Annotated in this window: 16 protein-coding genes; 6 read left to right on the top strand and 10 right to left on the bottom strand. The window is 73.6% G+C overall.

All coding sequences use genetic code 11. The features are described from left to right. Positions 1 to 58: 58 nt before the first annotated feature. Complete coding sequence (glgP, locus tag D5H78_RS04600; RefSeq protein ID WP_119949381.1) at positions 59 to 2,665, bottom strand: alpha-glucan family phosphorylase; 2,607 nt, start codon at positions 2,663 to 2,665, stop codon at positions 59 to 61. Between the two features lie 178 nt (positions 2,666 to 2,843). Between glgP and D5H78_RS04595 the strand changes: the two genes are divergently transcribed. The 6 genes from D5H78_RS04595 to D5H78_RS04570 all read left to right on the top strand — a co-directional run bounded on the left by D5H78_RS04595 (position 2,844) and on the right by D5H78_RS04570 (position 12,503). Continuing rightward, the gene (locus D5H78_RS04595) at positions 2,844 to 4,841 is read left to right on the top strand and encodes an alpha-1,4-glucan--maltose-1-phosphate maltosyltransferase (RefSeq protein WP_165865598.1); all 1,998 of its coding nucleotides are present in this window, start codon (positions 2,844 to 2,846) and stop codon (positions 4,839 to 4,841) included. Next, a complete protein-coding gene (gene treS / locus D5H78_RS04590) occupies positions 4,838 to 6,538 on the top strand; it encodes a maltose alpha-D-glucosyltransferase (protein ID WP_119949114.1) in 1,701 nt (566 codons plus the stop codon). Before D5H78_RS04595 ends, treS begins: the two co-directional genes overlap by 4 nt. Next, positions 6,535 to 7,938, top strand: coding sequence for a maltokinase N-terminal cap-like domain-containing protein (locus D5H78_RS04585; protein ID WP_119949113.1), 1,404 nt, complete (start codon positions 6,535 to 6,537; stop codon positions 7,936 to 7,938). Before treS ends, D5H78_RS04585 begins: the two co-directional genes overlap by 4 nt. Further along, the gene (gene glgB, locus D5H78_RS04580; protein WP_119949112.1) at positions 7,938 to 10,301 is read left to right on the top strand and encodes a 1,4-alpha-glucan branching protein GlgB; all 2,364 of its coding nucleotides are present in this window, start codon (positions 7,938 to 7,940) and stop codon (positions 10,299 to 10,301) included. Before D5H78_RS04585 ends, glgB begins: the two co-directional genes overlap by 1 nt. A 247-nt stretch (positions 10,302 to 10,548) precedes the next feature. Beyond that, the gene (locus D5H78_RS04575) at positions 10,549 to 10,983 is read left to right on the top strand and encodes a phosphomannose isomerase type II C-terminal cupin domain (protein WP_119949111.1); all 435 of its coding nucleotides are present in this window, start codon (positions 10,549 to 10,551) and stop codon (positions 10,981 to 10,983) included. Next, entirely contained in the window at positions 10,980 to 12,503 is a 1,524-nt protein-coding gene (locus tag D5H78_RS04570; RefSeq protein ID WP_218566231.1) for a sugar transferase, read from the top strand. Before D5H78_RS04575 ends, D5H78_RS04570 begins: the two co-directional genes overlap by 4 nt. 24 nt (positions 12,504 to 12,527) lie before the next feature. Here D5H78_RS04570 and D5H78_RS04565 read toward each other — a convergent pair whose 3' ends face one another. From D5H78_RS04565 to D5H78_RS04525, 9 genes are all read right to left on the bottom strand, one after another. Beyond that, a complete protein-coding gene (locus tag D5H78_RS04565) occupies positions 12,528 to 14,615 on the bottom strand; it encodes a LamG domain-containing protein (RefSeq protein ID WP_119949110.1) in 2,088 nt (695 codons plus the stop codon). A gap of 137 nt (positions 14,616 to 14,752) precedes the next feature. Beyond that, entirely contained in the window at positions 14,753 to 15,925 is a 1,173-nt protein-coding gene (locus D5H78_RS04560; RefSeq protein ID WP_119949109.1) for a hypothetical protein, read from the bottom strand. Positions 15,926 to 16,076: 151 nt separating this feature from the next. Continuing rightward, the gene (locus D5H78_RS04555; protein ID WP_119949108.1) at positions 16,077 to 16,859 is read right to left on the bottom strand and encodes a glycosyltransferase family 2 protein; all 783 of its coding nucleotides are present in this window, start codon (positions 16,857 to 16,859) and stop codon (positions 16,077 to 16,079) included. Then, complete coding sequence (locus D5H78_RS04550) at positions 16,859 to 17,776, bottom strand: glycosyltransferase family 2 protein (RefSeq protein ID WP_119949107.1); 918 nt, start codon at positions 17,774 to 17,776, stop codon at positions 16,859 to 16,861. The genes D5H78_RS04555 and D5H78_RS04550 overlap by 1 nt, the downstream gene beginning before the upstream one ends. After that, positions 17,773 to 19,326, bottom strand: coding sequence for a lipopolysaccharide biosynthesis protein (locus D5H78_RS04545; protein ID WP_119949106.1), 1,554 nt, complete (start codon positions 19,324 to 19,326; stop codon positions 17,773 to 17,775). The genes D5H78_RS04550 and D5H78_RS04545 overlap by 4 nt, the downstream gene beginning before the upstream one ends. Further along, entirely contained in the window at positions 19,316 to 20,644 is a 1,329-nt protein-coding gene (locus D5H78_RS04540; protein ID WP_119949105.1) for an O-antigen ligase family protein, read from the bottom strand. Before D5H78_RS04540 ends, D5H78_RS04545 begins: the two co-directional genes overlap by 11 nt. Before the next feature lie 125 nt (positions 20,645 to 20,769). After that, positions 20,770 to 21,576, bottom strand: a complete 807-nt coding sequence (locus tag D5H78_RS19235) for a hypothetical protein (RefSeq protein WP_165865596.1) — start codon at positions 21,574 to 21,576, stop codon at positions 20,770 to 20,772. Then, positions 21,573 to 22,637 carry a glycosyltransferase gene (locus D5H78_RS04530; protein WP_119949104.1) on the bottom strand — a complete coding sequence of 355 codons (1,065 nt, stop codon included), beginning with the start codon at positions 22,635 to 22,637 and terminating at the stop codon, positions 21,573 to 21,575. The genes D5H78_RS19235 and D5H78_RS04530 overlap by 4 nt, the downstream gene beginning before the upstream one ends. Then, positions 22,634 to 23,638, bottom strand: a complete 1,005-nt coding sequence (locus D5H78_RS04525) for a glycosyltransferase family 4 protein (protein ID WP_165865595.1) — start codon at positions 23,636 to 23,638, stop codon at positions 22,634 to 22,636. The genes D5H78_RS04530 and D5H78_RS04525 overlap by 4 nt, the downstream gene beginning before the upstream one ends. Positions 23,639 to 23,775: the final 137 nt, after the last annotated feature.

Here is a 23,775-nt window from a genome sequence, read left to right as displayed (position 1 = left end):
CTTCTGGCGATCTAGCCGCCAGGAGGGCGCCTTCTGCGGATCCCGGGGATCGGGAGGGTCAGCGCAGGTAGTCGGTGGACGGCTCCGACGCGGTGACGGTGGGCAGCGCCACGAGGCCGAGCTCGGCGGGGCCGGCGGTGAGCTCGTGGCGGGGCAGGACGCGCACCGTGTAGCCGAAGGGGCCCGTGCGCTCGAGGCGCATCTGCCCCTCGAAGCGGTGCCGGCCCTGCTCGAACGCCTCGGCGTGCTGCAGGGGCACCGCCGTGGTCGAGGTCAGGTCGTCGTGGGCGTCGACCTGGCCGTGCACGACCTGCACCTCGACGTCCTCGGGCGAGAGCGCGCCGAGGCTGACGAAGGCGCGCACGCCCACCGTCGTGCCGAGCTGCGGGGTGTCCCCCACGCCGTCGGCCTCGACGTGGTCGACGCGCACGCCGCCCCAGGCGCCGCGCACGCGCAGCTTCCACGCCGCGAGCTCCTTGGCCCGCTCGTGCCCGGCGCCGTCGAGGACGCGGCCCGAGGCGCCGGCGGGGACGTAGAGGTCGCGGACGTAGTCGGCGAGCATGCGGCTCGAGAGGACCTTGGGCCCGAGGGACTTCAGGTCGTGCCGGACCATCTCGAGCCACCGGCGCGGCAGCCCGTCGGCGTCGCGGTCGTAGAACCGCGCCGCGACGTTGGACTCGACGAGGTCGTAGAGCGCGGCGGCCTCGAGGTCGTCGCGGCGGTCCGGGTCCTCGACGCCGTCGGCGGTGGGGATGGCCCAGCCGTTGTTGCCGTCGTACATCTCGTCCCACCACCCGTCGAGGATGGAGAGGTTGAGGCAGCCGTTGAGCGCGGCCTTCATGCCCGACGTGCCGCAGGCCTCGAGCGGGCGCAGCGGGTTGTTGAGCCACACGTCGCAGCCCGGGTAGAGCGTCTGCGCCATGGCGATGTCGTAGTTCGGCAGGAACACGATCCGGTGGCGCACCGCCGGGTCGTCGGCGAAGCGGACGAGGTCCTGGATGAGCCGCTTGCCGCCCTCGTCGGCCGGGTGCGCCTTGCCCGCGACGACGATCTGCACCGGGCGGGTGGGGTGCAGCAGCAGGGAGCGCAGCCGCTCGGGGTCGCGGAGCATGAGCGTGAGCCGCTTGTACGACGGCACGCGCCGGGCGAAGCCGATGGTGAGGACGTCGGGGTCGAGGACGTCCTGGACCCAGCCCAGCTCGGCGTCGCTGGCGCCGCGCTCGGCCCACGCGGCGCGCAGGCGGGCGCGGGCCTCGTGCACGAGCTTCTCGCGCAGGACGCGGCGCAGGCCCCAGACGTCGGCGTCGCTCACGGTGTCGAGCGCGCGCCAGGCGTCGTCGGGCTCGGTCAGCGGGCCGCCGGCGGCCTTCTCGCCGAGCTCGAAGACCTCGCGGGCCACCCACGTCGGGGCGTGCACGCCGTTGGTGACCGAGCCGATCGGCACCTCCTGGCGGTCGAAGCCCGGCCAGAGGCCGTTGAACATGCCCCGGCTGACCACGCCGTGGAGCTTGGCCACGCCGTTGGCGCGCTGGGCGAGGCGGAAGCCCATGACGGCCATGTTGAAGACGCCCGGGTCGCCGCCCTCGTACGTCTCCGCGCCGAGCGCGAGGATGCGGTCGACCGGCACGCCCGGGGTCGCGCTGTCGCCGCCGAAGTGCTGGGCGACGAGGTCGCGGCCGAAGCGGTCGATGCCCGCGGGGACGGGGGTGTGCGTGGTGAAGACGGTCGCGGAGCGGGCCGCCTCGAGCGCCTCGTCGAAGGACAGGCCCTCGCCGGTCATGAGCTCGCGGATGCGCTCGACGCCGAGGAAGCCGGCGTGGCCCTCGTTGGTGTGGAACACCTCGGGGGCGGGCGCGCCGGAGATGCGCGACCAGGCGCGCAGCGCGCGCACGCCGCCGATGCCGAGGAGCATCTCCTGCAGCAGGCGGTGCTCGGACCCGCCGCCGTAGAGGCGGTCGGTGACGTCGCGCTCGGTGGGGTCGTTGTCCTCGACGTCGGAGTCGAGCAGCAGGAGCGGCACGCGCCCGACCTGCGCCTTCCAGACGTCGGCGTGCAGCTGGCGCCCGCCCGGCAGGTCCACGGCGACGCGCACCGGGCTGCCGTCGGCCTCGCGCAGCTTCGTGATGGGCAGCGCGTCGGGGTCGAGCAGCGGGTAGTGCTCCTGCTGCCACCCCTCGCGCGAGAGCGACTGGGTGAAGTAGCCGTGCCGGTAGAGCAGCCCGACGCCGACGATCGGCACGCCGAGGTCGGAGGCGGTCTTGAGGTGGTCGCCGGCGAGGATGCCGAGGCCGCCGGAGTACTGCGGCAGGACGGCGGTGATGCCGTACTCGGGCGAGAAGTAGGCGATCGAGGCGGGCGCCCCGGCGGGCTGCCCCTGGTACCAGCGGTCCCCCGTCAGGTACGCGTCGAGGTCCTCCGCGGCCGCGCCGACCCGGGCGACGAGCTCGCGGTCGGCGGCGAGCTCCTCGAGCCGGGCGGGGGTCAGCGTCCCCAGCAGCGCCAGCGGGTCGTGCCCCACCGCCTCCCAGGCGGCGGGGTCCACGGACCGGAACAGGTCCTGGGTCTGCGGGTGCCACGACCAGCGCAGGTTGAGCGCGAGCTCGCCGAGCGGGGCGAGGGGCGCGGGCAGCACGGTGCGGACGGTGAACCGTCGGATCGCTCTCACCCGCACGACGATACGGGCACACCGTCCGTCACGTCATTCCCTTGCACGTGTCGCAACTTCTTGCGGCCGACCGGTCCGGCCCAGGGCGGGCGCGCCCCGCGGTTTCGACCCGCCGCGACCGGGACAGCGTGACCTCCGTACGTGTCCCCCGCAGGACCCCCTGGGTAGGTTGCCGCTGATGACTGGACGCATCCCGATCATGGACGTGCAGCCCCTCGTGGGCTGCGGGCGCTACCCGGCGAAGGCGGTCGTCGGCGAGGCCTTCGAGGTGAGCGCCACGGTGTTCCGCGAGGGCCACGACGCGGTGAGCGCCAACGTGGCCCTGCGCCGGCCCGACGGCACGAAGGGGCCCTGGACGCCGATGCGCAAGCTGGCGCCCGGCGAGGGCGCGGTGCCGGCAGGGCTCGGCGGGGCCACCGACCGCTGGGTCGCCGAGGTGCGCCCCGACGTGGAGGGCCGCTGGACGTACGCCGTGGAGGCGTGGAGCGACCCGGTCGCGACCTGGCACCACAACGCCGAGATCAAGGTGCCGGCCGGCATCGACGTCGAGCTCATGCTCGAGGAGGGCGCGCGCCTGTTCGAGCGGGCGAGCCGGCAGGCCCCCAAGGGGGAGCCGCGCCAGCTCCTCAAGGACGTGGCCGTGGCGCTGCGCGACGCCTCGCGCCCGCCGGAGGTGCGCCTGGGGGCCGCCTTCGCGCCGGAGGTCGAGGCGGTGCTCGCGGAGTCGCCGCTGCGCGAGCTCGTGACGAGCAGCGACCGGCTCCCGCTGCAGGTCGACCGCGTGCGCGCGCTCTACGGCAGCTGGTACGAGTTCTTCCCGCGCTCGGAGGGCGCGGTGCAGCGCGAGGACGGGTCGTGGGCGTCCGGCACGTTCCGCCAGGCGCAGGAGCGGCTGCCGGCGATCGCGGCCATGGGCTTCGACGTCGTCTACCTGCCGCCGATCCACCCGATCGGCACGGTGAACCGCAAGGGGCCGAACAACACGCTCACCCCCGGCCCGCACGACCCGGGCTCGCCGTGGGCGATCGGCTCGGCCGCCGGCGGGCACGACGCGGTGCACCCCGACCTCGGCACGATCGAGGACTTCGACGCCTTCGTCGCGCGCACCCGCGAGCTCGGCATGGAGGTCGCCCTCGACCTCGCGCTGCAGGCGGCGCCGGACCACCCGTGGGTGCAGGAGCACCCGGAGTGGTTCACGGTCCTGGCCGACGGCTCGATCGCGTACGCGGAGAACCCGCCGAAGAAGTACCAGGACATCTACCCGGTCAACTTCGACCGCGACCCCAAGGGCATCTACGCCGAGGTGCTGCGCATCGTGCGGCACTGGATGGCGCACGGGGTGCGGGTGTTCCGCGTGGACAACCCCCACACCAAGCCCGTGAACTTCTGGGAGTGGCTGCTCGGCGAGGTCCGCAAGACCGACCCGGACGTGGTGTTCCTCGCCGAGGCGTTCACCCGCCCGCCGATGATGCACGCGCTGGCCAAGGTGGGCTTCCACCAGTCGTACACCTACTTCACCTGGCGCACGGAGAAGTGGGAGCTCGAGGAGTACTTCCGCGAGCTGAGCGGGCCCGCCGCGGCGTACATGCGCCCCAACGCCTTCGTGAACACCCCGGACATCCTCCACGCGTCGCTGCAGTACGGCGGCCCGCCGATGTTCAAGATCCGCGCCGTGCTCGCGGCGCTGCTCTCCCCCACGTGGGGCGTCTACAGCGGCTACGAGCTCTTCGAGCACGTCGCCGTGCGCCCCGGCAGCGAGGAGTACCTCGACACGGAGAAGTTCCAGTACCGCCCGCGCGACTACGCCGCGGCCGAGCGCGAGGGGCGCAGCCTCGCGCCGTACCTCACCCGGCTCAACGCGGTGCGCCGGGCGCACCCGGCGCTGCAGCAGCTGCGCGACCTGCACTTCCACGCCACCGACAACGACGCCGTCATGGCCTGGTCCAAGCGCGAGGGCGACGACGTCGTCATCGTCGTGGTCAACCTCGATCCCCACTCCACGCGCGAGGCCACGGTCAAGCTCGACATGGGCGCGCTGGGCATGCAGTGGCACGAGGGCTTCACCGCCCACGACGAGATCACCGGTGAGGACTACCGGTGGGGCGAGTACGACTACGTCCGCCTGGACCCGCACCACGAGCCCGCCCACGTGATCACCGTTCGGAGGGACGCGTGAACGACGACGGCACCATCGAGCCGTTCCTCGACGAGACCGACGTCCACCGCGACCCGGAGTGGTTCAAGCGCGCCCTCTTCTACGAGGTGCTCGTCGGCACCTTCAAGGACGGCGACGGCAACGGCACCGGCGACATCAAGGGCCTGACGGAGAAGCTCGACTACCTCCAGTGGCTCGGGGTCGACTGCCTCTGGCTCCCGCCGTTCTTCACCTCGCCGCTGCGCGACGGCGGGTACGACGTGGCCGACTACACCAACGTGCTGCCGGAGTTCGGCACGATCGGCGACTTCACCGAGTTCGTCGACGAGGCGCACTCGCGCGGGCTGCGCGTGATCATCGACTTCGTCATGAACCACACCTCGGACCAGCACCCGTGGTTCCAGGCCTCGCGCTCGGACCCGGACGGCCCGTACGGCGACTTCTACGTCTGGTCCGACACCGACGAGAAGTACCAGGACGCGCGCATCATCTTCGTCGACACCGAGACGTCGAACTGGACGTTCGACCCGGTGCGCAAGCAGTACTTCTGGCACCGCTTCTTCAGCCACCAGCCGGACCTGAACTTCGAGAACCCGCGGGTGCAGGAGGCGATCCTCGAGGCGCTGCGCTTCTGGCTCGACCTCGGCATCGACGGCTTCCGGCTCGACGCCGTGCCCTACCTCTTCGAGGAGGAGGGCACCAACTGCGAGAACCTGCCGAGGACGCACGAGTTCCTGCGCCGGGTCCGCGCCGAGGTCGACCGCCTCTACCCGGACCGCGTGCTGCTGTGCGAGGCGAACCAGTGGCCCGACGACGTGGTCGAGTACTTCGGCGACGACGACGAGTGCCACATGGCGTTCCACTTCCCGGTGATGCCGCGCCTGTTCATGGGCGTGCGCCGGGAGTCGCGCTACCCCATCTCGGAGATCATGGCGGCCACGCCGAAGATCCCCGAGGGCTGCCAGTGGGGCGTGTTCCTGCGGAACCACGACGAGCTGACGCTCGAGATGGTCACCGACGAGGAGCGCGACTACATGTGGGGCGAGTACGCCAAGGACCCCCGCATGAAGGCGAACATCGGCATCCGCCGGCGCCTGGCGCCGCTGCTGGACAACGACCGCAACCAGCTCGAGCTCTTCAACGCCCTGCTGCTGTCGCTGCCGGGCTCGCCGGTCATGTACTACGGCGACGAGATCGGCATGGGCGACAACATCTGGCTCGGCGACCGCGACGGGGTGCGCACCCCGATGCAGTGGACGCCCGACCGCAACGCCGGGTTCTCCACCTGCAACCCGGGCCAGCTCTACCTGCCGGTCATCATGGACCCGGTCTACGGCTACCAGGTGACGAACGTCGAGGCGCAGCTGGCGAACACCACCTCGCTGCTGCACTGGACCCGCCGGCTCATCGCGGTGCGCCGGGAGAACCCCGCGTTCGGCATGGGCTCGTGGGAGGACCTGGGCGGCAGCAACCCCAGCGTCTTCTCGTTCATCCGCGAGTTCGGCGACGACATCGTCCTGTGCGTGAACAACCTGTCCCGCTTCGCCCAGCCGGTCGAGCTCGACCTGCGGCGCTGGGAGGGCTACCGGCCCATCGAGCTGCTCGGCGGGGTGGAGTTCCCGACCGTCGGCGAGCTGCCGTACCTGCTCACGCTGGGGGGCCACGGGTTCCTCTGGTTCCGGCTCGCCCGATCCCCGGAGGAGGTGCTCCCCGCATGAGCGCGGACCCCGCGGTGCGCCCGTCCGTCGAGGCGCTGACCGCCTTCCTGCCCGCCCAGCGGTGGTTCGCCGGCAAGAGCCGGCAGTGGGAGGTCACCGGCACGACCACGGTGGCGGCGCTCGACGAGCGCACCACGCTCGACCTCGTGCACGTGCGCTACGCCGACGGCGAGGCCGAGACGTACCAGCTGCCCCTGGTGCGCCGCGACGCCCCGGTCGAGGGCCTCGCGCACGTCCTCGTCGAGGAGGTGACCGGCGGGGGCGGCACGACGTGGCTCTACGACGCCCTGCACGACAAGGAGGCCACCGGCCTCTGGACGGGCGGGGTGGCGTCGGGGCGCAGGGAGGACGGCGTGGTCTTCCACCGGGTCGACGGCGGCGCGGAGGTCGACGAGGACGCCACCTCGATCGTCATCGGCGCCGAGCAGAGCAACACCTCGCTCGTGTACGGCGGCAGCACCATCATGAAGGTGTTCCGCAAGGTCTCCTTCGGGCTCAACCCCGACATCGAGATCCACGAGGCGCTCGTGCGCGCCGGCTCCGAGCACGTGGCCGAGATCCTCGGCTGGGTCGAGGGCCGCTGGACCGACCCGGCCTCCGGCGAGGCGGGCACCGGCAGCCTCGCGATGCTCCAGTGCTTCCTCACCACGGCCACCGAGGGCTGGGAGTCGGCCAAGGCCAGCGTCCGCGACCTCTACGCCGAGGGCGACCTGCACGCCGACGAGGTGGGCGGCGACTTCGCCGGCGAGGCCTCGCGCCTGGGCGAGGCGACCGCGCAGGTGCACCAGGCGCTGCGCGAGACCCTCGGCACCGGCACGCTCGACCAGGACGCCCTGCGCGCCCTGGCGCAGGGCATGCACGAGCGCCTGCGCCGCGCGCTGCCCGAGGTGCCGGGGCTCGAGGAGCACGCCGACGCGCTCGCCGCGGCGTTCGACGACCTCGCCGCGCTGCCGGGCGGGCTGCCGGTGCAGCGGGTGCACGGCGACTTCCACCTCGGCCAGACCATGCGCACGCTCAAGGGCTGGAAGCTGCTCGACTTCGAGGGCGAGCCGGCGCGTCCGCTGCGCGAGCGGCAGGCGATGGACTCCCCGCTCAAGGACGTCGCGGGCATGCTCCGCTCGTTCGACTACGCCGCGCGGCACCTGCTCGTCGACCGCCCGGAGCCGCACCTGGAGTACCGGGCGACGGAGTGGGCCGAGCGCAACCGCGACGCCTTCTGCGCCGGCTACGGCGAGGCCGCCGGGCGCGACCCCCGGGAGGACGGCGCCGTCCTGCGCGCCTTCGAGGTCGACAAGGCGGTCTACGAGGCCGTGTACGAGGCGCGCAACCGGCCCGGCTGGCTGCGCATCCCCCTGTCCGCCATCGAACGGCTCGCCACCCAGGGCGAGCGGAGGTCCTGATGCCCCCCTCGAAGCCGACCGCGACCACCCCCGCCCCGCGGCCCGTCGGCCGTGAGGAGCTCGACCGCCTCGTCGGCGGCGCCCACCACGACCCGCACGGCGTCCTCGGGGCGCACGTCGAGGGGACGAGCGCCACCCTGCGCGTGCTGCGCCCGTGGGCCACCGCGGTGGCCGCCGTCGTCGGGGACGAGCGGCACGAGCTCGAGCACGAGCACGAGGGCGTGTGGGTCGCCGTGCTGCCCGCGCCGGGCGGGCACGCCCCGGACTACCGCCTCGAGGTCGCGTACGGCGGCCCGCCCACCCGGCAGGACGACCCGTACCGGTTCCTGCCGACGCTCGGCGAGGTCGACCTGCACCTCATCGGCGAGGGCCGCCACGAGCGGCTCTGGGACGTCCTCGGCGCGCACGTGCGCACCTACCGCTCCGCCCAGGGCGACATCACCGGGACGTCCTTCGCGGTGTGGGCGCCGAGCGCCCGCGGCGTGCGGGTCATCGGCGACTTCAACTACTGGGACGGCCGGGCCCACCCCATGCGCTCGCTCGGCTCGAGCGGCGTGTGGGAGCTGTTCGTCCCCGACGTGGGCGACGGCACCCACTACAAGTTCGAGGTCCTCGGCAGCGACAGCCAGTGGCGGCAGAAGGCCGACCCGATGGCCTTCGCCACCGAGACGCCGCCGTCGACCGCGTCCAAGGTCTTCACGTCCGACTACACCTGGGGCGACGACGACTGGATGCGCGCGCGCGCCGAGGGCAGCGCGGTGCAGCGGCCGATGAGCGTGTACGAGGTCCACCTCGGCTCGTGGCGGGTCGGCAAGACCTACCGCGAGATGGCCGAGGACCTCGTCGGCTACGTGAAGTGGATGGGCTTCACGCACGTGGAGCTGCTGCCCGTCGCCGAGCACCCCTTCGGCGGGTCGTGGGGCTACCAGGTCACGTCGTACTACGCCCCCACGTCGCGCTTCGGCTCCCCCGACGACTTCCGCCACCTCGTGGACCGGTTCCACCAGGAGGGCATCGGCGTCATCGTCGACTGGGTGCCGGCGCACTTCCCCAAGGACGCCTGGGCGCTGGCCCGGTTCGACGGCACCGCGCTCTACGAGCACGCCGACCCGCGCCGCGGCGAGCAGCTGGACTGGGGCACGTACGTCTTCGACTTCGGGCGCAGCGAGGTCCGCAACTTCCTCGTCGCCAACGCCCTGTTCTGGCTCGAGGAGTTCCACGTCGACGGGCTGCGCGTCGACGCGGTCGCCTCGATGCTCTACCTCGACTACTCCCGCCCCGAGGGCGCGTGGCTGCCCAACCAGTACGGCGGCCGCGAGAACCTCGACGCGGTGTCGTTCCTGCAGGAGATGAACGCGACGGCGTACCGGCGGGTCCCGGGCATCGTCACCATCGCCGAGGAGTCCACCTCCTGGCCCGGCGTGACCCGCCCGACGCACCTGGGCGGGCTCGGCTTCGGGTTCAAGTGGAACATGGGCTGGATGCACGACTCGCTGGAGTACGTCTCCCACGAGCCGGTGCACCGCGCGTACCACCACCACCAGATGACGTTCTCCATGGTGTACGCGTTCAGCGAGAACTTCGTGCTGCCCATCAGCCACGACGAGGTCGTGCACGGCAAGGGCTCCCTGCTGCGCAAGATGCCGGGCGACCGGTGGCAGCAGCTGGCGAACCTGCGCGCCTACCTCGCCTTCATGTGGGCGCACCCCGGCAAGCAGCTGCTCTTCATGGGTCAGGAGTTCGCCCAGGAGTCGGAGTGGTCCGAGAGCCGCGACCTCGACTGGTGGCTCACCGACAACCCCGACCACGGCGGCGTGCAGCGCCTCGTGCAGGACCTCAACACCACCTACGCCGCGACGCCGGCGCTGTGGACCCAGGACTCCGACCCCGCCGGGTTCTCGTGGATCGACGCGAACGACTCCGCCGGGAACACGTTCTCCTTCGTCCGCCGCGGCACCGACGGCTCGCTGCTGGCCTGCATCGCGAACTTCGCCGGCGTCCCGCACGAGGGCTACCGCCTCGGCCTGCCCGAGACCGGCGAGTGGCGCGAGGTCGTCAACACCGACGCCGAGCTCTACGCGGGCAGCGGCGTCGGCAACCTCGGCGCGGTGCAGGCCGAGGACGTGCCGTGGCACGGCATGCCCGCCTCGGCCACCCTGCGGGTCCCGCCGCTGGGCACCGTGTGGCTGCACCGCCCGGCGCCGGAGCGGGCCGCGGGCGCGCAGGGTGCGCAGGGTGCGGCCGCCAGCGCGGCGCCGGCCCCCGCGCCGGCTCCTGCGCCGGCCCCCGCGCCGGCCCCCGCGTCCGCGCAGGCGCTCGACGCGGCCACGGACGCCCCCGTGCAGCAGGTGTCCACGAGCTGAGCCCGGCGCCGAGGTCCCGCACCGGAAGGCCGGTGCGGGGCCTCGGCTCGTCGCGGCGACGCCGCGTGCGGTGCTCGGCACCGGTGTCGTCCGCGCAGGCCCCTGCGTGCGACGATGGGCCACGACCCGCGCGCGGTGCGTGAGAAGGACACACGGTGCTCTCCCCGAGTTCACGTGCGCTCCCTAGCGTGGGCCCACGCTCTCGACGACGAGGAGCACCGCACCCGTCCGCTCACCAGGAGCCGCGATGACGCCCGTCGACCTCACCACCCCCCCTGCGCCGCGGACCGGCGGCTCGGTCGCCCCTTCGCTCCCCGTCGTCGTGACCGACGAGCGGCCTTGGGGCCGCTTCGACCTGCTGACGCTCAACCAGCGGAGCACCGTCAAGGTGCTGACCGTCGACCCGGGGTGCCGACTCTCCTTGCAGCGCCACACGAGCCGCGACGAGTGGTGGACGGCGCTCGACCCGGGCCTGGAGGTTGAGGTCGGCGGGCGCACTAGCTTGCTCACCGTAGGAGAGCGCGTCTGGATCCCGCGGGGGACGACCCACCGGGTCCGCTGCACCGGCTCTGCCCCCGCGCGTTTCCTCGAGGTGGCGTTCGGGGACTTCGACGAGTGCGACATCGAGCGGCTCGAGGACGACTACGCGCGGCTCCAGCCCGACGCGACGGCCCAGCGGTGAGCGGCACCGTCCCCCAGGACGCCGTCCCTGCGCGCGGTGCGGTCGAGGAGGACGGCGTCATCGACCTGCGCGACGGCGTCGCGGGGCTCGTCGGACGGACCGCACCCTCGACGCCCTCGCGCCCCTGGCGGGTCTGGTACGTCCCGTCAGCCCTGCTGGTGGACTCAGGTGCCGGTCTGCTCGCCGGCGTGGCGGCGCTCGTCGGGCGCTTCGGCGACGGGCCCCACCCGGCGCCTGCCGCCTACGCCGCGGCAGCCGCCCTCGCACCGATGGTCTGGGTGCTGTCGCTCGCGGCCCACCGAGCGTACGAGCCCCGCTTCCTGGGCTCCGGTCCGGACGAGCTCCGCCGAGTGGCGGCGAGCGCTCTGCACCTCGGGGCTCTCGTGGCCGTGCTGGCGTACGTCACGAAGACCGACGTCGCGCGCGGCTTCCTCGCGATCGCGCTGCCGGCGGCGCTCGTGCTGGACCTCGCGGGGCGGTCGCTGCTGCGGCGCCGGCTGCACCGCGAGTGGGCCGCGGGGCGTTCCGTGCAGCGGGTCCTGGCCCTCGGGCGGACCGAGGACGTCCTGCACCTGGCGGACCAGCTCTCGCGTGAGCCCTCGCACGGCCTGCAGGTCGTGGGTGCGGTCGTGACGGACGACGATCATCAGGGCGCAGTGGCACGCCGCTTCTCGACGGTGCTGCCGGGCCCCGACCGCGTCGAGGACGCGGTGGCGGCGACGGCGGCCGACACCGTCGCCGTCGTCTCGAGCCCGGAGCTCGCCGGCGAGGACCTTCGCCGGCTCGCCTGGCGGCTCGAGGCGGCCGGCACCGAGCTCGTCGTCTCCCCCGGCATCGTCGAGGTCGCCGGCCCCCGGCTGTCGATCCGCCCGGCCGCCGGCCTGTCGCTGCTGCACGTGGAGCACCCGGTGCTCTCCGGCTCGCGGCTGCTGCTCAAGTCGCTGATCGACCGCGCCCTCGCCGCGCTCGCCCTCGTCGTGCTGTCCCCGCTCCTGCTGGTGCTCGGCACGCTCGTCGCGACGACGAGCGAGGGTCCGGCGATCTACCGCCAGCGCCGGGTCGGCGCGCACGGGCGCGAGTTCACGATGCTGAAGTTCCGCTCCATGTACGTCGACGCGGACGCCCGGCGGGCCGAGCTGCTGGCGCAGAGCGACGGCGACGGGGTGCTCTTCAAGATGCGCCGCGACCCGCGGGTGACGCGGGTCGGGCAGGTGCTCCGGCGCTACTCCCTCGACGAGCTGCCGCAGCTGGTGAACGTGCTGCTGGGGCACATGGCCCTCGTCGGGCCGCGCCCGCCGCTGCCGGTGGAGGTGGCGGCGTACCCGGAGGAGGCCCACCGCCGCCTGCTCGTGCGCCCGGGCCTCACCGGCCTGTGGCAGGTGTCCGGCCGCTCCGACCTGTCGTGGGAGGAGTCCCTGCGGCTCGACCTGCGCTACGTGGACAACTGGTCCCTCTCGCTCGACGCGCACGTCCTCTGGCGCACGGGGCGCGCCGTGCTCGCGGGGCGCGGCGCCTACTGACGCCGCGCCCCGGCGCACCGCTGCTCAGGGGGCGACGGGCAGGTAGCGCACCCAGGGAGCGCGGCGGCTCGTGGTGGTGGCACGCGCTGCCGGTCCCGACGGCACAGTCGGGCCGGCCGCCTCCGCCGTGGCGGGCGCCGTCGGGGACGCCGTGCTGGCGAGCGACAGCCGGTCGTCGGACGTCGCGTGGGCCAGCACCGTCGCAGCGGGCAGGGCGGTCGGGAAGACGGTGAGGTCCGCGAGGCTCCCGCGGAAGCCCGAGCCCGGCGACCCGACGCGGATCGTCGTCATGGCGTAGGTGCGCGAGGGCGCCTGCCCGGCGAGGAGGCCGTCCACGTAGAAGCGCAGCACCGACCCGTCGTTGACCATGGCCAGGTGGTGCCACCGGCCCACCGCGCCCTGCCCGTGGATCTCCTGTCCCCAGCTGGTCCCCGCACCGAGGCCGAAGGCGCTGAACTGGAAGTTGGAGACGGGAGCGGGTGCGCTGACCTTGTACGTGCGCAGCTGCGCACCAGGCGCGCCGTCCACCTGCAAGAAGGGAGCAGTGTCGGCGGAGGACGCGCTCGCCTTCGCGTACACCTCGACCGTCCAGCGCGTGGGCTTCCCAGGGACGCTGACGCGCAGCACCTGGTCGCGTGCGGTGACGGTGGCGCCGACGCGCACGCCGGACGGAACCGACCCGTCGGCGGCGGGCGTGCCGGTCCAGCCGCCCAGCCCGGGGTCCAGCGCCCGGTCGAGCGTCGCGCCGTCGGCACTGAGCTGCTCGGCCCGCGGGACGAGCGACAGCGTCGGAGGCGCGAGCACTGCGTCCACCACAGGTGCCGGGAGCAACTGCAGGAGGGTCACCTGGCCCGTGACGCCGACGGTGACCCGCGACCTCGTGCCGAGGTCGATCCGACGGTTCCCCGCCGACACGGCCAGGGTCGAGACCTGACGGGGCGAAGGCAGCGCGACGTCCACCTCCACCGTCGGGCTGCCCTGACCCGCAGCGTGACGCGCGTCAGCGAGCCACAGCGCGACCACGTGACCGCCGTCCGGTCGAGCGACCGCCAGCGACCGCAGGAGCGGTCCTCCACCCGTGATCCTGGCGGTCAACGGCTCGGCGACCGACGGTCGGACCTGCTTCGGGTCACCTCCGGCGATGCCCCACAGCAGGTTGCGCACAGCGTGGTACGCGGGCTTGGGCGTCCCGTCGACCCGGACGAGGCCGAAGTGCTGCTCCGGGTCGTTCCGCGCCACGTTCACCTTCTCGTCCATCAGCTCGTAGACGTACGTGCGCTTGACGCCGTTGAGCTTGTTGTTGAGGAGCAGGCGCGGCAGGTAGTCCGCGGCGGCTGCCTCGGTCACTCCCGGACGGGTCGCCTGACCTGTCGCGTTGTGGTAACCGCTCTCCGTCACGACGAGCGACGAGCGGGCGGTGTCGGTGCGCGTCCGGTCCGCGACGCCCTCGATCGCCAGCTCGGGCGCCTTGCCCTGGGGGTAGGAGTGCAGGTTCGCGACGTCCACGCCCGCCGGGAGGGCGCCGTAGCTCCTGACGCTCTCGGGGCGGCAGAACGAGGGGCCCAGCACGGGCACCCCGGCGAGGTCGGCTGCCGCATCCATCCCCCGCACGAGGTTGGCACTGTAGCCCTTCAGGGTGGTGAGCCAGCTGGCGTCCGGCTTGCAGTCGTACTCGTTGGGCTGCTCCACGGACTCGTACGTCCCCGCGAGGGGCCCGCGCAGGGCGTCCAGGTAGGCCGTCGAGAAGCGCGTGTCGCCGGCGTACGCGGGGCCGCCGAGCAGGAGGTTCGACCTGATCCCGCGCGCCGCGAGGGACTTCAGGACGGCGTAGCTGTCGGGTCGCCCCAGCATCACCGCGTCACGGACGTGGCTGACACCGAGGCCGTCGACGAGGTCGACTGTGCGGCGGCCGTCCTGGTACGACGTGTCGCTGTAGCCGCTGTGGATGACGACGCCGGTGCCGTGCAGCACGTCGTGAGCGGAGTAGGTGGTGACCTTCGGATAGGGAGGGCTCACCGTCTCCGCCGCCGCCGGCTGGGCGAACCCCGGGATGAGGCCGGCGATGGCCGCGAGGCCCGCCGCGGCGGTGGTGGCAGTGCGCTTGATGTCCATGCACTGTTTGTCGAGGTCCGCGCAGACCTGTCTGTTGGTGCGATCGAGTGGCCACGACCGCCGGCCTCGTGATCAGCACCACGCCCGCGTCACGCGCCTGCCGCGCGCCTCACCCGCCCGGCTCTCCAGCCGGTGGCTCAGGGCGCGACGCGCAGCACGACGATGTCGTCCTCGAGCGCCAGGGTGGAGGAGCAGTCCTCGTCGAGCGGCAGCGCCCGGACCCCTGCGGTGCGCGACGGCTGCCCGAGCGAGACCCGGGCCCCGCAGGGCAGGATGACGTCGACCCGCAGCGGTTCGACCTCACCGGCGGGGACCGGTCGCCAGAGCAGCAGGTCGTAGCCGCCGTCGCCCCGTCGCAGCGCCAGCCGGTGCACCTCGTCCCCGCCCGCACCCTGCACCCTGTAGCGCAGCGGCTCCTGGGTCGGCTCCCCCGGCTCGTCGGCGACCTGGTCCAGGAACCGTGCGAGGGCCAGGAACTGGGGCTTGCGGGTGCCGTCGTGCTCGACGAGCCCGTAGTTGGCCTCCGGGTCCGACAGCGAGGGGTCCGGGAACTGGTCCCACAACTCGTAGAGGAACGTACGCCCCACCCCGGCGGCGAAGTAGGCCGCGAGGAGCCGTGGGAGGTAGACGGCTTGCTCCTCGTCGCTCGCCGCGGGCTGGTGGTCGGTGCCCGGCATCTCGACAGCATCGTGGTAGCCGGTCTCCGTCGCCCACGGCAGCACGTCGCCGAAGGTGGTGAGGCTCCCCACGACCTCCTCGTCGATGTTCGCCTCGGGGGGCCCGCCGCCCGGGTAGGGGTGGATGTTCCCGTGCTCGCTGAGCCCGCGCAGGCGCGGTTCCGACACCGAGGGCCCCACGACATCGAGGCCTACCAGCCCGGGGGTGGACAGGACCCGGTCCTGCAGGCGCTCCTGGAACGGGACGACCCGGTCCTCCCAGCCGTCACCGCTGGCGTAGTACTCGTTCGGGCCCTCGACCGCGCTGACCGCGCCCTCGAGCGGCCCGGTGAGGAGCTCGAAGAGGGGATCGAGGTCCTGCCCGGGCTCCCCCACCAGGAGGGTGCTCGTGATGCCGGCGGCGCGCAGGCGCTCCAGCGCCGCCACCTGGTCCGGGCGGTCCGGCGCGAGGCCGTCCCGCACATGACGGACCCCCAGCTCCTCCAACGCCGCGACCACGGCCTCGGCGTCGGCGTACGGGGTGTCGGAGTAGAAGAGGTGCACGTTCACGCCCACGGACTCGGTGAAGTCGTGCGCGCTCGCCCGTCCTGCCGAGATCTCGGCGACCGTGGTGCGGACGGTCTCGCCCGTCACCTCGTCGTGGTCGGGCGCGTCGTCGGGGGAAGTGCTGCACGCGGCGAGCAGCGCGCCCGCCAGCGGCAGGGCTAGGCGGGCACGCCGCGCCCGGCACGGCCCCCGGAGGGCGCGCGCCGTACGTGGGCCGGACGAGGTGGTCGCCACTGCGTCAGCGATGCCCGGCCTCCTCGGGGAGGCGCGCGGTCCCCGCGGGACCGAGCGAGCGTTCGAAGCGCTTGACCTCGACGAGCAGGTCGTGTGCCGCCCAGAGGCCGACGTACGCCCAGCCGCGCCGGCCGTCCAACGCACCGCGGTGCCGGAGCAAGCCCCATGCCAGGCGTGCCGCGGGCCGGGACACCATGCGCAGCAGGCTGGGCGCGCCCGGCCGCTCCGCGGCGAGCAGGCTGCTGTACCTGTTGAGCCGGAGCACGAGGTCGTCCACCCCGCGGAAGCCGTAGTGGTCGAGCACGCCTTCCAGGTCGACGAACGCACCGGCGTCGCTCACGACCTTCTCGTGCACGGCGGCCTCGGTGAAGGCTGCCACCCTGCGGTCGTACACACGCACCAGCCGCTCGACCGACGGGCGGTGCACCGGTCGGTGCCAGCGGCCGAGGAAGTCGCTGCGCCGCACGACCGAGTAGCCCGGCACGTCGAAGGCGGCGCCCAGGAGGGCGTCGCGCAGAGCAGGGGTGACGCGCTCGTCGGCGTCGAGGTTCAGCACCCAGTCGTTCGCTGCGAGCTCAGCAGCGCGGTTCTTCTGGCGCCCGTACCCCAACCATTCCTGGTGGACGACGCGGGCGCCGAGGGACCTGGCGAGCTCGACGGTGCCGTCGACGGAGCCGCTGTCGAGGACGAGCACGTCGTCCGCCCACGCCACGGAGTCGAGGCAGCCCTTCACCTTGTCGACCTCGTTCAAGGTGATAACGGTGGCGCTGATCGCAGGGCGGGTCATCAACGCTGCACCAGCGCTCGCCGAATGACGTCGACCCGCGCGCGCTCGTACTCGGCCACGCTGCGCAGGCGCGGCGCCAGGGCCGCCACCCGCAGAAGTGGGACCTGGGTCAGCGCGACCTTGCTCAGTGCCCGAAGCCGGCGCAGTTCCCGCGGGGCGCTGTGGAGCTCGTGGTACCTCACCCTCGAGCGCCACACCTGTCCGAGCCGGCGCAGCTGGGCCTCGTGCGACGCGGCCGCCCCCTGGGACTCGTCGTGGACCACCGTCACGGCCTCCGCCACCGCGGACCGTACGCCCACCGCTCGAGCCCGGCGCTGCCAGTCCACCTCCTCGGAGTACATGCGGTAGTCGACGTCGAGCGGTCCGACGCGCTCCCACACGCTGCGGTGGAACACCAGGCACGCCCCGGTCACCCAGTCGGTCGGCACGAGCCCCTGCTCCTCCGACGAAGGGCCGCGGCCGGCGGCCACCCGGCGCAGGACCCTCGTCGGGACGAACATGTCGCGCGCGTCCCTCGTTGCGGTCGGGAACCGGTGCGCCACCTTCGCAGGCCGTCCGTCCGGGTACGCGAGGCGCGGGCTCACGACGAGGTCGTGGTCGGCCCGGGCGAGGTCCACCAGCACCCGCAGCTGCGCGGCCGACACGATGAGGTCGTTGTTGAGGACGGCGAGCACCTCGCCCCGGGTCGCCGCGACCCCCTCGTTGACGGCACGGGCGAAGCCGCCGTTGACCGAGCGCGTCACGAAGCGCACGTGCGGGAACCGCCGCGCGACCTTCCCGGACAGGTCGAGCTCGCTCTTGTCGTCGACGACGACCACGTCGAGCGCCGCGTCCGGCAGCGGGACCAGCTGCGCCAGCAGCTGCTCGGTGAAGTCCCAGCCGTTGTAGGTGGGGATCACGACGGAGGTCAGGCTCATCGGTGCTCCACGTGGTCGGGGACGGTGGACGGGGCAGCTGCCCGAAGGGCGAGGAGCAGGCGCGCCCAGAACAGCCAGGCGAGGGCGGCCACGGTGCAGGCTGATGCGGTGCCCAGGAGGAGGCCGAGGACGGGCGAGGAGCCGGCGAGGTCGGCTGCGCGGGCACCGGCCAGGCTGCCGGCGGCCGTGGCGAGCACGAAGCCGGCCAGTCGAGGCGCGCAGTCGCGGGTGAGCCCGATGCGACGGTCGACCAGCAGCATGAAGGCGACGCTCGGCAGTGAGAGGCCCACCAGGCTCGCCCAGCCGACGGCGAGCAGCCCCTGCGTGGGCAGCAGCAGGAAGAAGAGGGTGGTCTTGAGGAGGGCGCAGGCGAGCGAGAAGGCGCAGGTCGGTCCGGCCAGCCCCCGGGCCTTGAGGGCCGAGCTGTAGATGCCGGTCAAGGAGTGCACGGCGTAGGCGGGTACCAGCAGCTGCATGAGCAGGACGAGGTCGCGACCGATGGTCCCTGGCAGCCAGAGCTCGAGCAGCGGACCGGAGGCACCCACGAGCGCGGCCGCGCACACGGCCGTGACCGCGGCCTGCCACGCGCTGGTCCGGCGCACGAGCGACTCCTGCGCATCCGCACCGCGGCGCGCCATGGTGGCGAAGAGCACGGGCAGCGGCGCGACGGACACCATCCGGACCAGCGTCGCCGGCCGGTTGGCCACCTCCAGCCCCGCGACGCCCCGCAGGCCGAGCTGGGCGCTGACGAGGAAGCGGTCGCCCGCGAAGACGACGATGTCCGCCAGGGCCGAGAGCTGCACGTAGAGGCCGAAGCCGCGGTGGGGCGCGGGTCGGACCTCACCGCTCTCCCCGTCGGGCCGCTCCTGCCCGCCCTCGCGGCTCAGCCACGCGTAGTCCTGGCGAGCCAGCAGCAGGGCAGCGGCTAGCACGAGCCCCGTGACCGCCAGCTGGCCTGCGCCCAGCAGGGCGAGGTCGGGCTGTACGACGGCGCACGCGGCCGCGACCAGCGGGAGAGCTGCCACGCCCCATGCGGGCGCCACCTGGGCGCGCCCGAAGCGCCCGCGCAGTGCAGCCAGGCTGCCGGCGCAGGTGGTGGCCTTCTGCGCGAACCAGGACAGCACGAGCAAGCAGAGCAGCACCAGGCTCTCGCGCCGGAGGTCGGCCGGGACGTTGAGCACCCCCGACAGCGCTTGCCAGCTCGTCGCCAGCGCGAGGACGACCCCGAGCCCCGCTACGGCGTACGAGGCGACGGCCCGCCGGACTGCGCGGGCCGCAGACTCCCGGTCGCCCCTACTGACGGCTGCCGAGCACACGAGCAGGCACCGGTCGGAGAAACCGAGATCGAGCACGCTCAGGTAGAGGAAGGCGCCGCTGCCGATCGCGTACACCGCGAAGCGGTCGGGCCCGAGCGCCGCGAGGAGGACCGGCGTGGCGACGAAGGCGCTGAGGGTAGCGGTGAGACGGGCGACGGCGAGGCTCCCGCCGGCCCGGAGCAGAGGGCTGCGGCTCAGGCCCTCGCGCGCCGCGACGACCCGCTCAGCCAGCACCGCGGCGCTCCAGGTGGTTGTTCGCCAGCAGTCCGAGCCCGGCCAGGAGCAGCACTCCCGGCATGCCGGTGAGGCTGTTGCCCAGCAGCATCGACACGGGCAGCGTCCCGACCAGGCAGGCCCAGGGCACCAGCGCCTCGACGCGCGGGCGCGCCACGAACAGCCGCAGCACCGCCGCGACGCTGACCGCGACCGTTGCCACCGCGAGCGCGTACCCGAGCGGACCACCGAACGTGACCAGCAGCTCCAGGTAGCCGGAGTCGGCGTTGGCGAGGACCGCCTGGCTGCCCCCCGGACCGAGCCGCGCGCCCGTACCCGTGCTGCCGATGCCGCTGCCCAGCAGGTCCCGCAGCGCCGACGGCGCCTGCTCCAGCTGCAGACCGATGCGCGCCGCCACGCTCTCGTCCTGCAGCCCGGTGGAGAGCGTCCCGAGCCGGTCCAGCAGGTTCTGCCGCAGCGGCTGCGCCGCGACGAGGACCGCGACGGCCACCGGCACCACGAGGGCCGCCTGGCGCCTCGCGGAGCGGGAGAGCAGCAGGAGCGGGAGCACGGCGAGCGCGAGGGCGACCCAGGCGGCTCGCACGTTGGTCAGGCTCAGCGCGGCCGCGCCCGCGGCCAACGCGACCGCGGTCCAGGCGGTGAGCCGCTGGGCCAGCGCGAGCAGGAGGAGCCAGGACAGGCAGAAGGCCGCTGTGGCCGGCGAGTTCAAGGTCGACCAGACGCGCATGCCGAACGGCTCGTCCGTCCCGAAGGACGAGACGAGTTCCTCTGACTCGCGGAGCCAGGAGGCGTCCCAGGCCGGCGCGGTGGTCCATTGCCAGACGCCGTAGAGGCCGACGAGGGGGAGCAGCCACACGACCACCCGCCGCGTGCACCGGGCCAGGCTCTGAGCCTCGAAGGGTGCGGCCACGGCGAAGGCACCAGCGCAGAGCGGGGCCAGCCACCGCAGCGCATCCGCCGCCACCGGTCCCGGCGGCCCTGACGCGAGGCCGACGGCCACACCGACGCCGAGCAAGCACGCGTACCCCGCGAGGAAGACGGCGACCGGACCTCGGACCGACCGGTGGTGCGCCGCAGCGGCCAGCACGCCGACGCACGTCATCAGATACGGGGCCAGCACGACCAGGCTGGGGTTGGTGTAGCCGGCAGCGTGGTCCAGGACCCGCCGAGCCAGCGCCGCGGTGACCCACACCCACACCAGCGCCTCGAGGTAGTCCTCGGGCCGAGCCCATAGGAGCAGCCATGCGCCCGAGGCGACCGCGAGGACCGGGTAGGCGAGCTGGAACGCACCGGCCGCGCCGACGAGCGAGGCGACCACGGGCAGGACCGTGAGCAGCAGCCCGACGACCAGTCCCGGGGCGGCACGGCGACGTGGCCCGCCGGCACGACGGGTCGGCGCGCCGGAGACCGCCCGCGGGCGACCCGGCGCCTCCGGCGCCACGGTCACGCCGAAGCCCGGACCAGCCTGGGCACGACGAGGACCAGCAGGACCGCGGCCAGGCCCAGCGCTCCGCCCACCAGCGCGCCGGCAGCGGGGCTCGTGCCCATCTGCTGAACGCCGTACCCGCTCGTCTCGGCGAGCTCGTCCACCACCGTGCGGGGCAGCGACGCCGTGGCGCGCGCCCGGGCCAACTCCTGGTTCAGCGCCGCGAGCTCGGCCGTGAGGGCCGCGCGCTGCGCCGGCGTGGCCCCCGGCAGCGCCGCGCTCACCTGGCCGACGCGGGTGACGAGGGCGTCGACGATGACGCGGCGAGTGGGCGCCCCGCTGGCCCGGCTGACCTGCTCGTAGGCGTCGACGAAGGCAGCGAGCGCGCGCTGCGCGCCCGCCCCGGTCGCGGAGGTGGCCGACAGCCTCAGGAGGTTGCTGTCGTCCGCGTAGCTCACCTCGAGCTCGCCGGCGTCCGCCCCCAGGGCGGCGCTCGCCGCGGTCCGGACCGCCTCGCTGCGCAGCACCTCGGCCTGCGTCGCGACGACGCGGGCAGGGCTCGAGTCGGTCGTGCCGACGTCGACGCCCGCGGGACTGATCAGTTGACCGGTGACGACGACCTCGGTCTCCGCCACGTACGCGGGCTCGCCGCGCGCCGCGACGAGGGCGCCGAGCACCGCCCCCACCAGCGTGACCGCCGCGATCGCCGCGACGCTTCGAGCCCAGCGCGAGCGCTGGCGCTCGCCCCCGGGTGCGTCGTCCGGATGCCGGTCCAACGAGGTCTCGGCCGTGCTGTCCCTGCTGCCGATGCTGTCGATGCTCATGCGGCCACCGCTCCCACCTTCTCGCGCAGCCGCTGAGCGAACTGCTCCTCGGACCACGATTCACCGTGGGCCCTGATCCGCTCGTCGTTCCACTCCTGACGGCGGAAGCGACGCACCGTCGCGCGGATCGCCTCGATGCTCAGGTCCTCGATGAACAGGCCCGAGACGTCACGACTGACCGTCTCCCGGTAGCCACCGGCGTCGAGGGCGAGGACCGGCTTGCCGAAGGCGTACGCCTCGACCGGGGTGAGCCCGAAGTCCTCGTAGGAGCAGGCGACGAGCGCGTCGGCGTTCGCGTAGAGCCAACGCAGCTGCTCGTCGCTGACACCGTGCAGGTCGACGACGTTGGCGTACGGCGCGCCCCCGCCCCCGACGGAGACCAGGCGCTCCCGCGGCAGGCCGGCGACGGCGTCGCGCACGACGTCGGTGTGCTTGTAGCCGCGCGGTCGGCCGACCGTGAGCAGGTAACCGGGCTCCAGCCCCGGCACCGCCGCAGCGGGGCCGTGCGCCGACAGCCCGCGCGGCGGGTGCAGCACCTCGGCCTCGATGCCGTAGTGGGTGCGCACCCGGTCAGCGACCACCGCCGAGTTGCAGAGGTAGGTGTCCGCGCTCAGGGCCTTGTCGCGGTCCCACCGCTTGAGCCGACGCTCCACGCCGGACAGGACCGAGCGAGCGAGCGAGGGGCCACGGCCGAAGTAGTCGTCCCGCTGGTAGAGCCAGCGGGCCGTGTTGTGGCAGTAGACGACCTTGCGGGCGTCGGTCGTGACCCCGTGCGCCCAGCCGGAGGACGAGCAGACGACGAGGTCGACGTCGTCGATGCGCAGCCCCTCCACGGCCGAAGGCAGCAGCGGCAGCGCGCAGCGGGGGTCACGACGGAACAGCGGCACCTGGTTGAGCCCCGACGTCACGACCTCGAAGTCGGCGAACTCCGGGTAGGTGGTCGCCGGGTTGTACACGCTGGTGAAGATGCGCCGCACCCCTAGGGCACGCGCGATGGCGAGCGCGACGCGCTCGGCGCCGCCCCGCTGGCTGAGGTAGTCGTGAGCCAGTGCGATCCTCATCGCCGGTCCTCCCCCGTCACCGCTCCGCGGTGTCCGACCAGTGACTGATACAGACGGTGGTGATCGTTCACTATCTGCTCAACTGACGCCAGCCCCCGCGTGCGCGGAGCCGCGTCGGCCAGCCGCCGGCGCAACGCGGGCTCGTCGGCGAGGCGGCGCAGGCACTGGGCCAGCGCAGCAGCGTCTCCGGGCGGGTGGAGCAGGCCGTTCTCCCCGTCGACCACGTACTCCGCGGGCCCGCCGGCGTCGGCGACCACCGTGGGCAGGCCAGCGGCGAGGTACTGCAGGACCGTTTGACCGAGCGGCTCGGGTCGACGGCTGCAGTGCACCGCGACGTCGAGCGAGCGCAGCACCTGGCCGACGTCCGCCACGTGGCCGGTGAAGCGCACCTGCTCGCCGATCACGAGCTCGTGCGCCAGGTCGCGCAACCGATCCTCGAAGGCCTCCTCGCCGAAGAGCGGCCCCCCGACGACGACCGCTTCGACGGGACGGCCGCGGAACACCTCGGCGAAGGCGCGCAGGAAGACGTCCTGGCCCTTCCACGCCGCGAGGCGGCCGACCACGCCGACACGCCTCACCCCGTCCCGGACGGGAGCGGGCGCGGGTACCTCACCCAGCGGGCTCGGCACCACCGTCCGGACGCAATGCGGGCCCAGGAACGGCTCCGCCGAGGCCAGCGTGGCGCGGCTGTTGGCCACGACGGCCGCCGCTCGCGGCAGGGCCGTGCGCGTGAGCAGCTCGAAGTTGACCCGTCCGAGGTCCTGGGGGTCCACCATGTCGCGCAGGTGCACGACCAGCGGCTTGCGCGTCGCCAGCGCCACCGGGGCGAGGACCAGGGCGGCACGGGTTGTATTGGCGTCGAGGACGTCGGTGGACCGCACCCAGGCCGACGTGAGCAGGTGCAGGGCCTCACGGAACAGGTGCGCGCCCTCGCGCAGGGCAGTGGCTGTCCCGCCGCCTCGCACCCCTCCGCCGTGCTCGGCAGCGAGGGGCACCGGCATGCGCTCCAGCGCCGCTCCCGCGAAGGCGTCGCTCTGAGGGGGGGCCATCAGCAGGGCGTCCCAGGGGACGCCAGCCTCGAGGAGACGGCGCAGGGCGAGCTCGGCCCCGCCCGCCTCGCTCGCGTGGTCGAGGTGGA

This window comes from Vallicoccus soli (assembly GCF_003594885.1).
GTDB classification, from domain to species: domain Bacteria; phylum Actinomycetota; class Actinomycetes; order Motilibacterales; family Motilibacteraceae; genus Vallicoccus; species Vallicoccus soli.
This window is presented reverse-complemented; position numbering and strand designations above follow the sequence as displayed.

Excerpts from the sequence above, each read along its gene's own strand:
- D5H78_RS04555 (WP_119949108.1), bottom strand. The coding sequence starts at position 16,859 with ATGACCCGCCCTGCGATCAGCGCCACCGTTATCACCTTGAACGAGGTC.
- D5H78_RS04530 (WP_119949104.1), bottom strand. The coding sequence starts at position 22,637 with ATGAGGATCGCACTGGCTCACGACTACCTCAGCCAGCGGGGCGGCGCC.
- D5H78_RS04565 (WP_119949110.1), bottom strand. The coding sequence starts at position 14,615 with ATGGACATCAAGCGCACTGCCACCACCGCCGCGGCGGGCCTCGCGGCC.
- D5H78_RS04595 (WP_165865598.1), top strand. The coding sequence starts at position 2,844 with ATGACTGGACGCATCCCGATCATGGACGTGCAGCCCCTCGTGGGCTGC.
- D5H78_RS04525 (WP_165865595.1), bottom strand. The coding sequence starts at position 23,638 with ATGCCGGTGCCCCTCGCTGCCGAGCACGGCGGAGGGGTGCGAGGCGGC.
- D5H78_RS04585 (WP_119949113.1), top strand. The coding sequence starts at position 6,535 with ATGAGCGCGGACCCCGCGGTGCGCCCGTCCGTCGAGGCGCTGACCGCC.
- D5H78_RS19235 (WP_165865596.1), bottom strand. The coding sequence starts at position 21,576 with ATGAGCATCGACAGCATCGGCAGCAGGGACAGCACGGCCGAGACCTCG.
- D5H78_RS04550 (WP_119949107.1), bottom strand. The coding sequence starts at position 17,776 with ATGAGCCTGACCTCCGTCGTGATCCCCACCTACAACGGCTGGGACTTC.
- D5H78_RS04575 (WP_119949111.1), top strand. The coding sequence starts at position 10,549 with ATGACGCCCGTCGACCTCACCACCCCCCCTGCGCCGCGGACCGGCGGC.
- glgB (WP_119949112.1), top strand. The coding sequence starts at position 7,938 with ATGCCCCCCTCGAAGCCGACCGCGACCACCCCCGCCCCGCGGCCCGTC.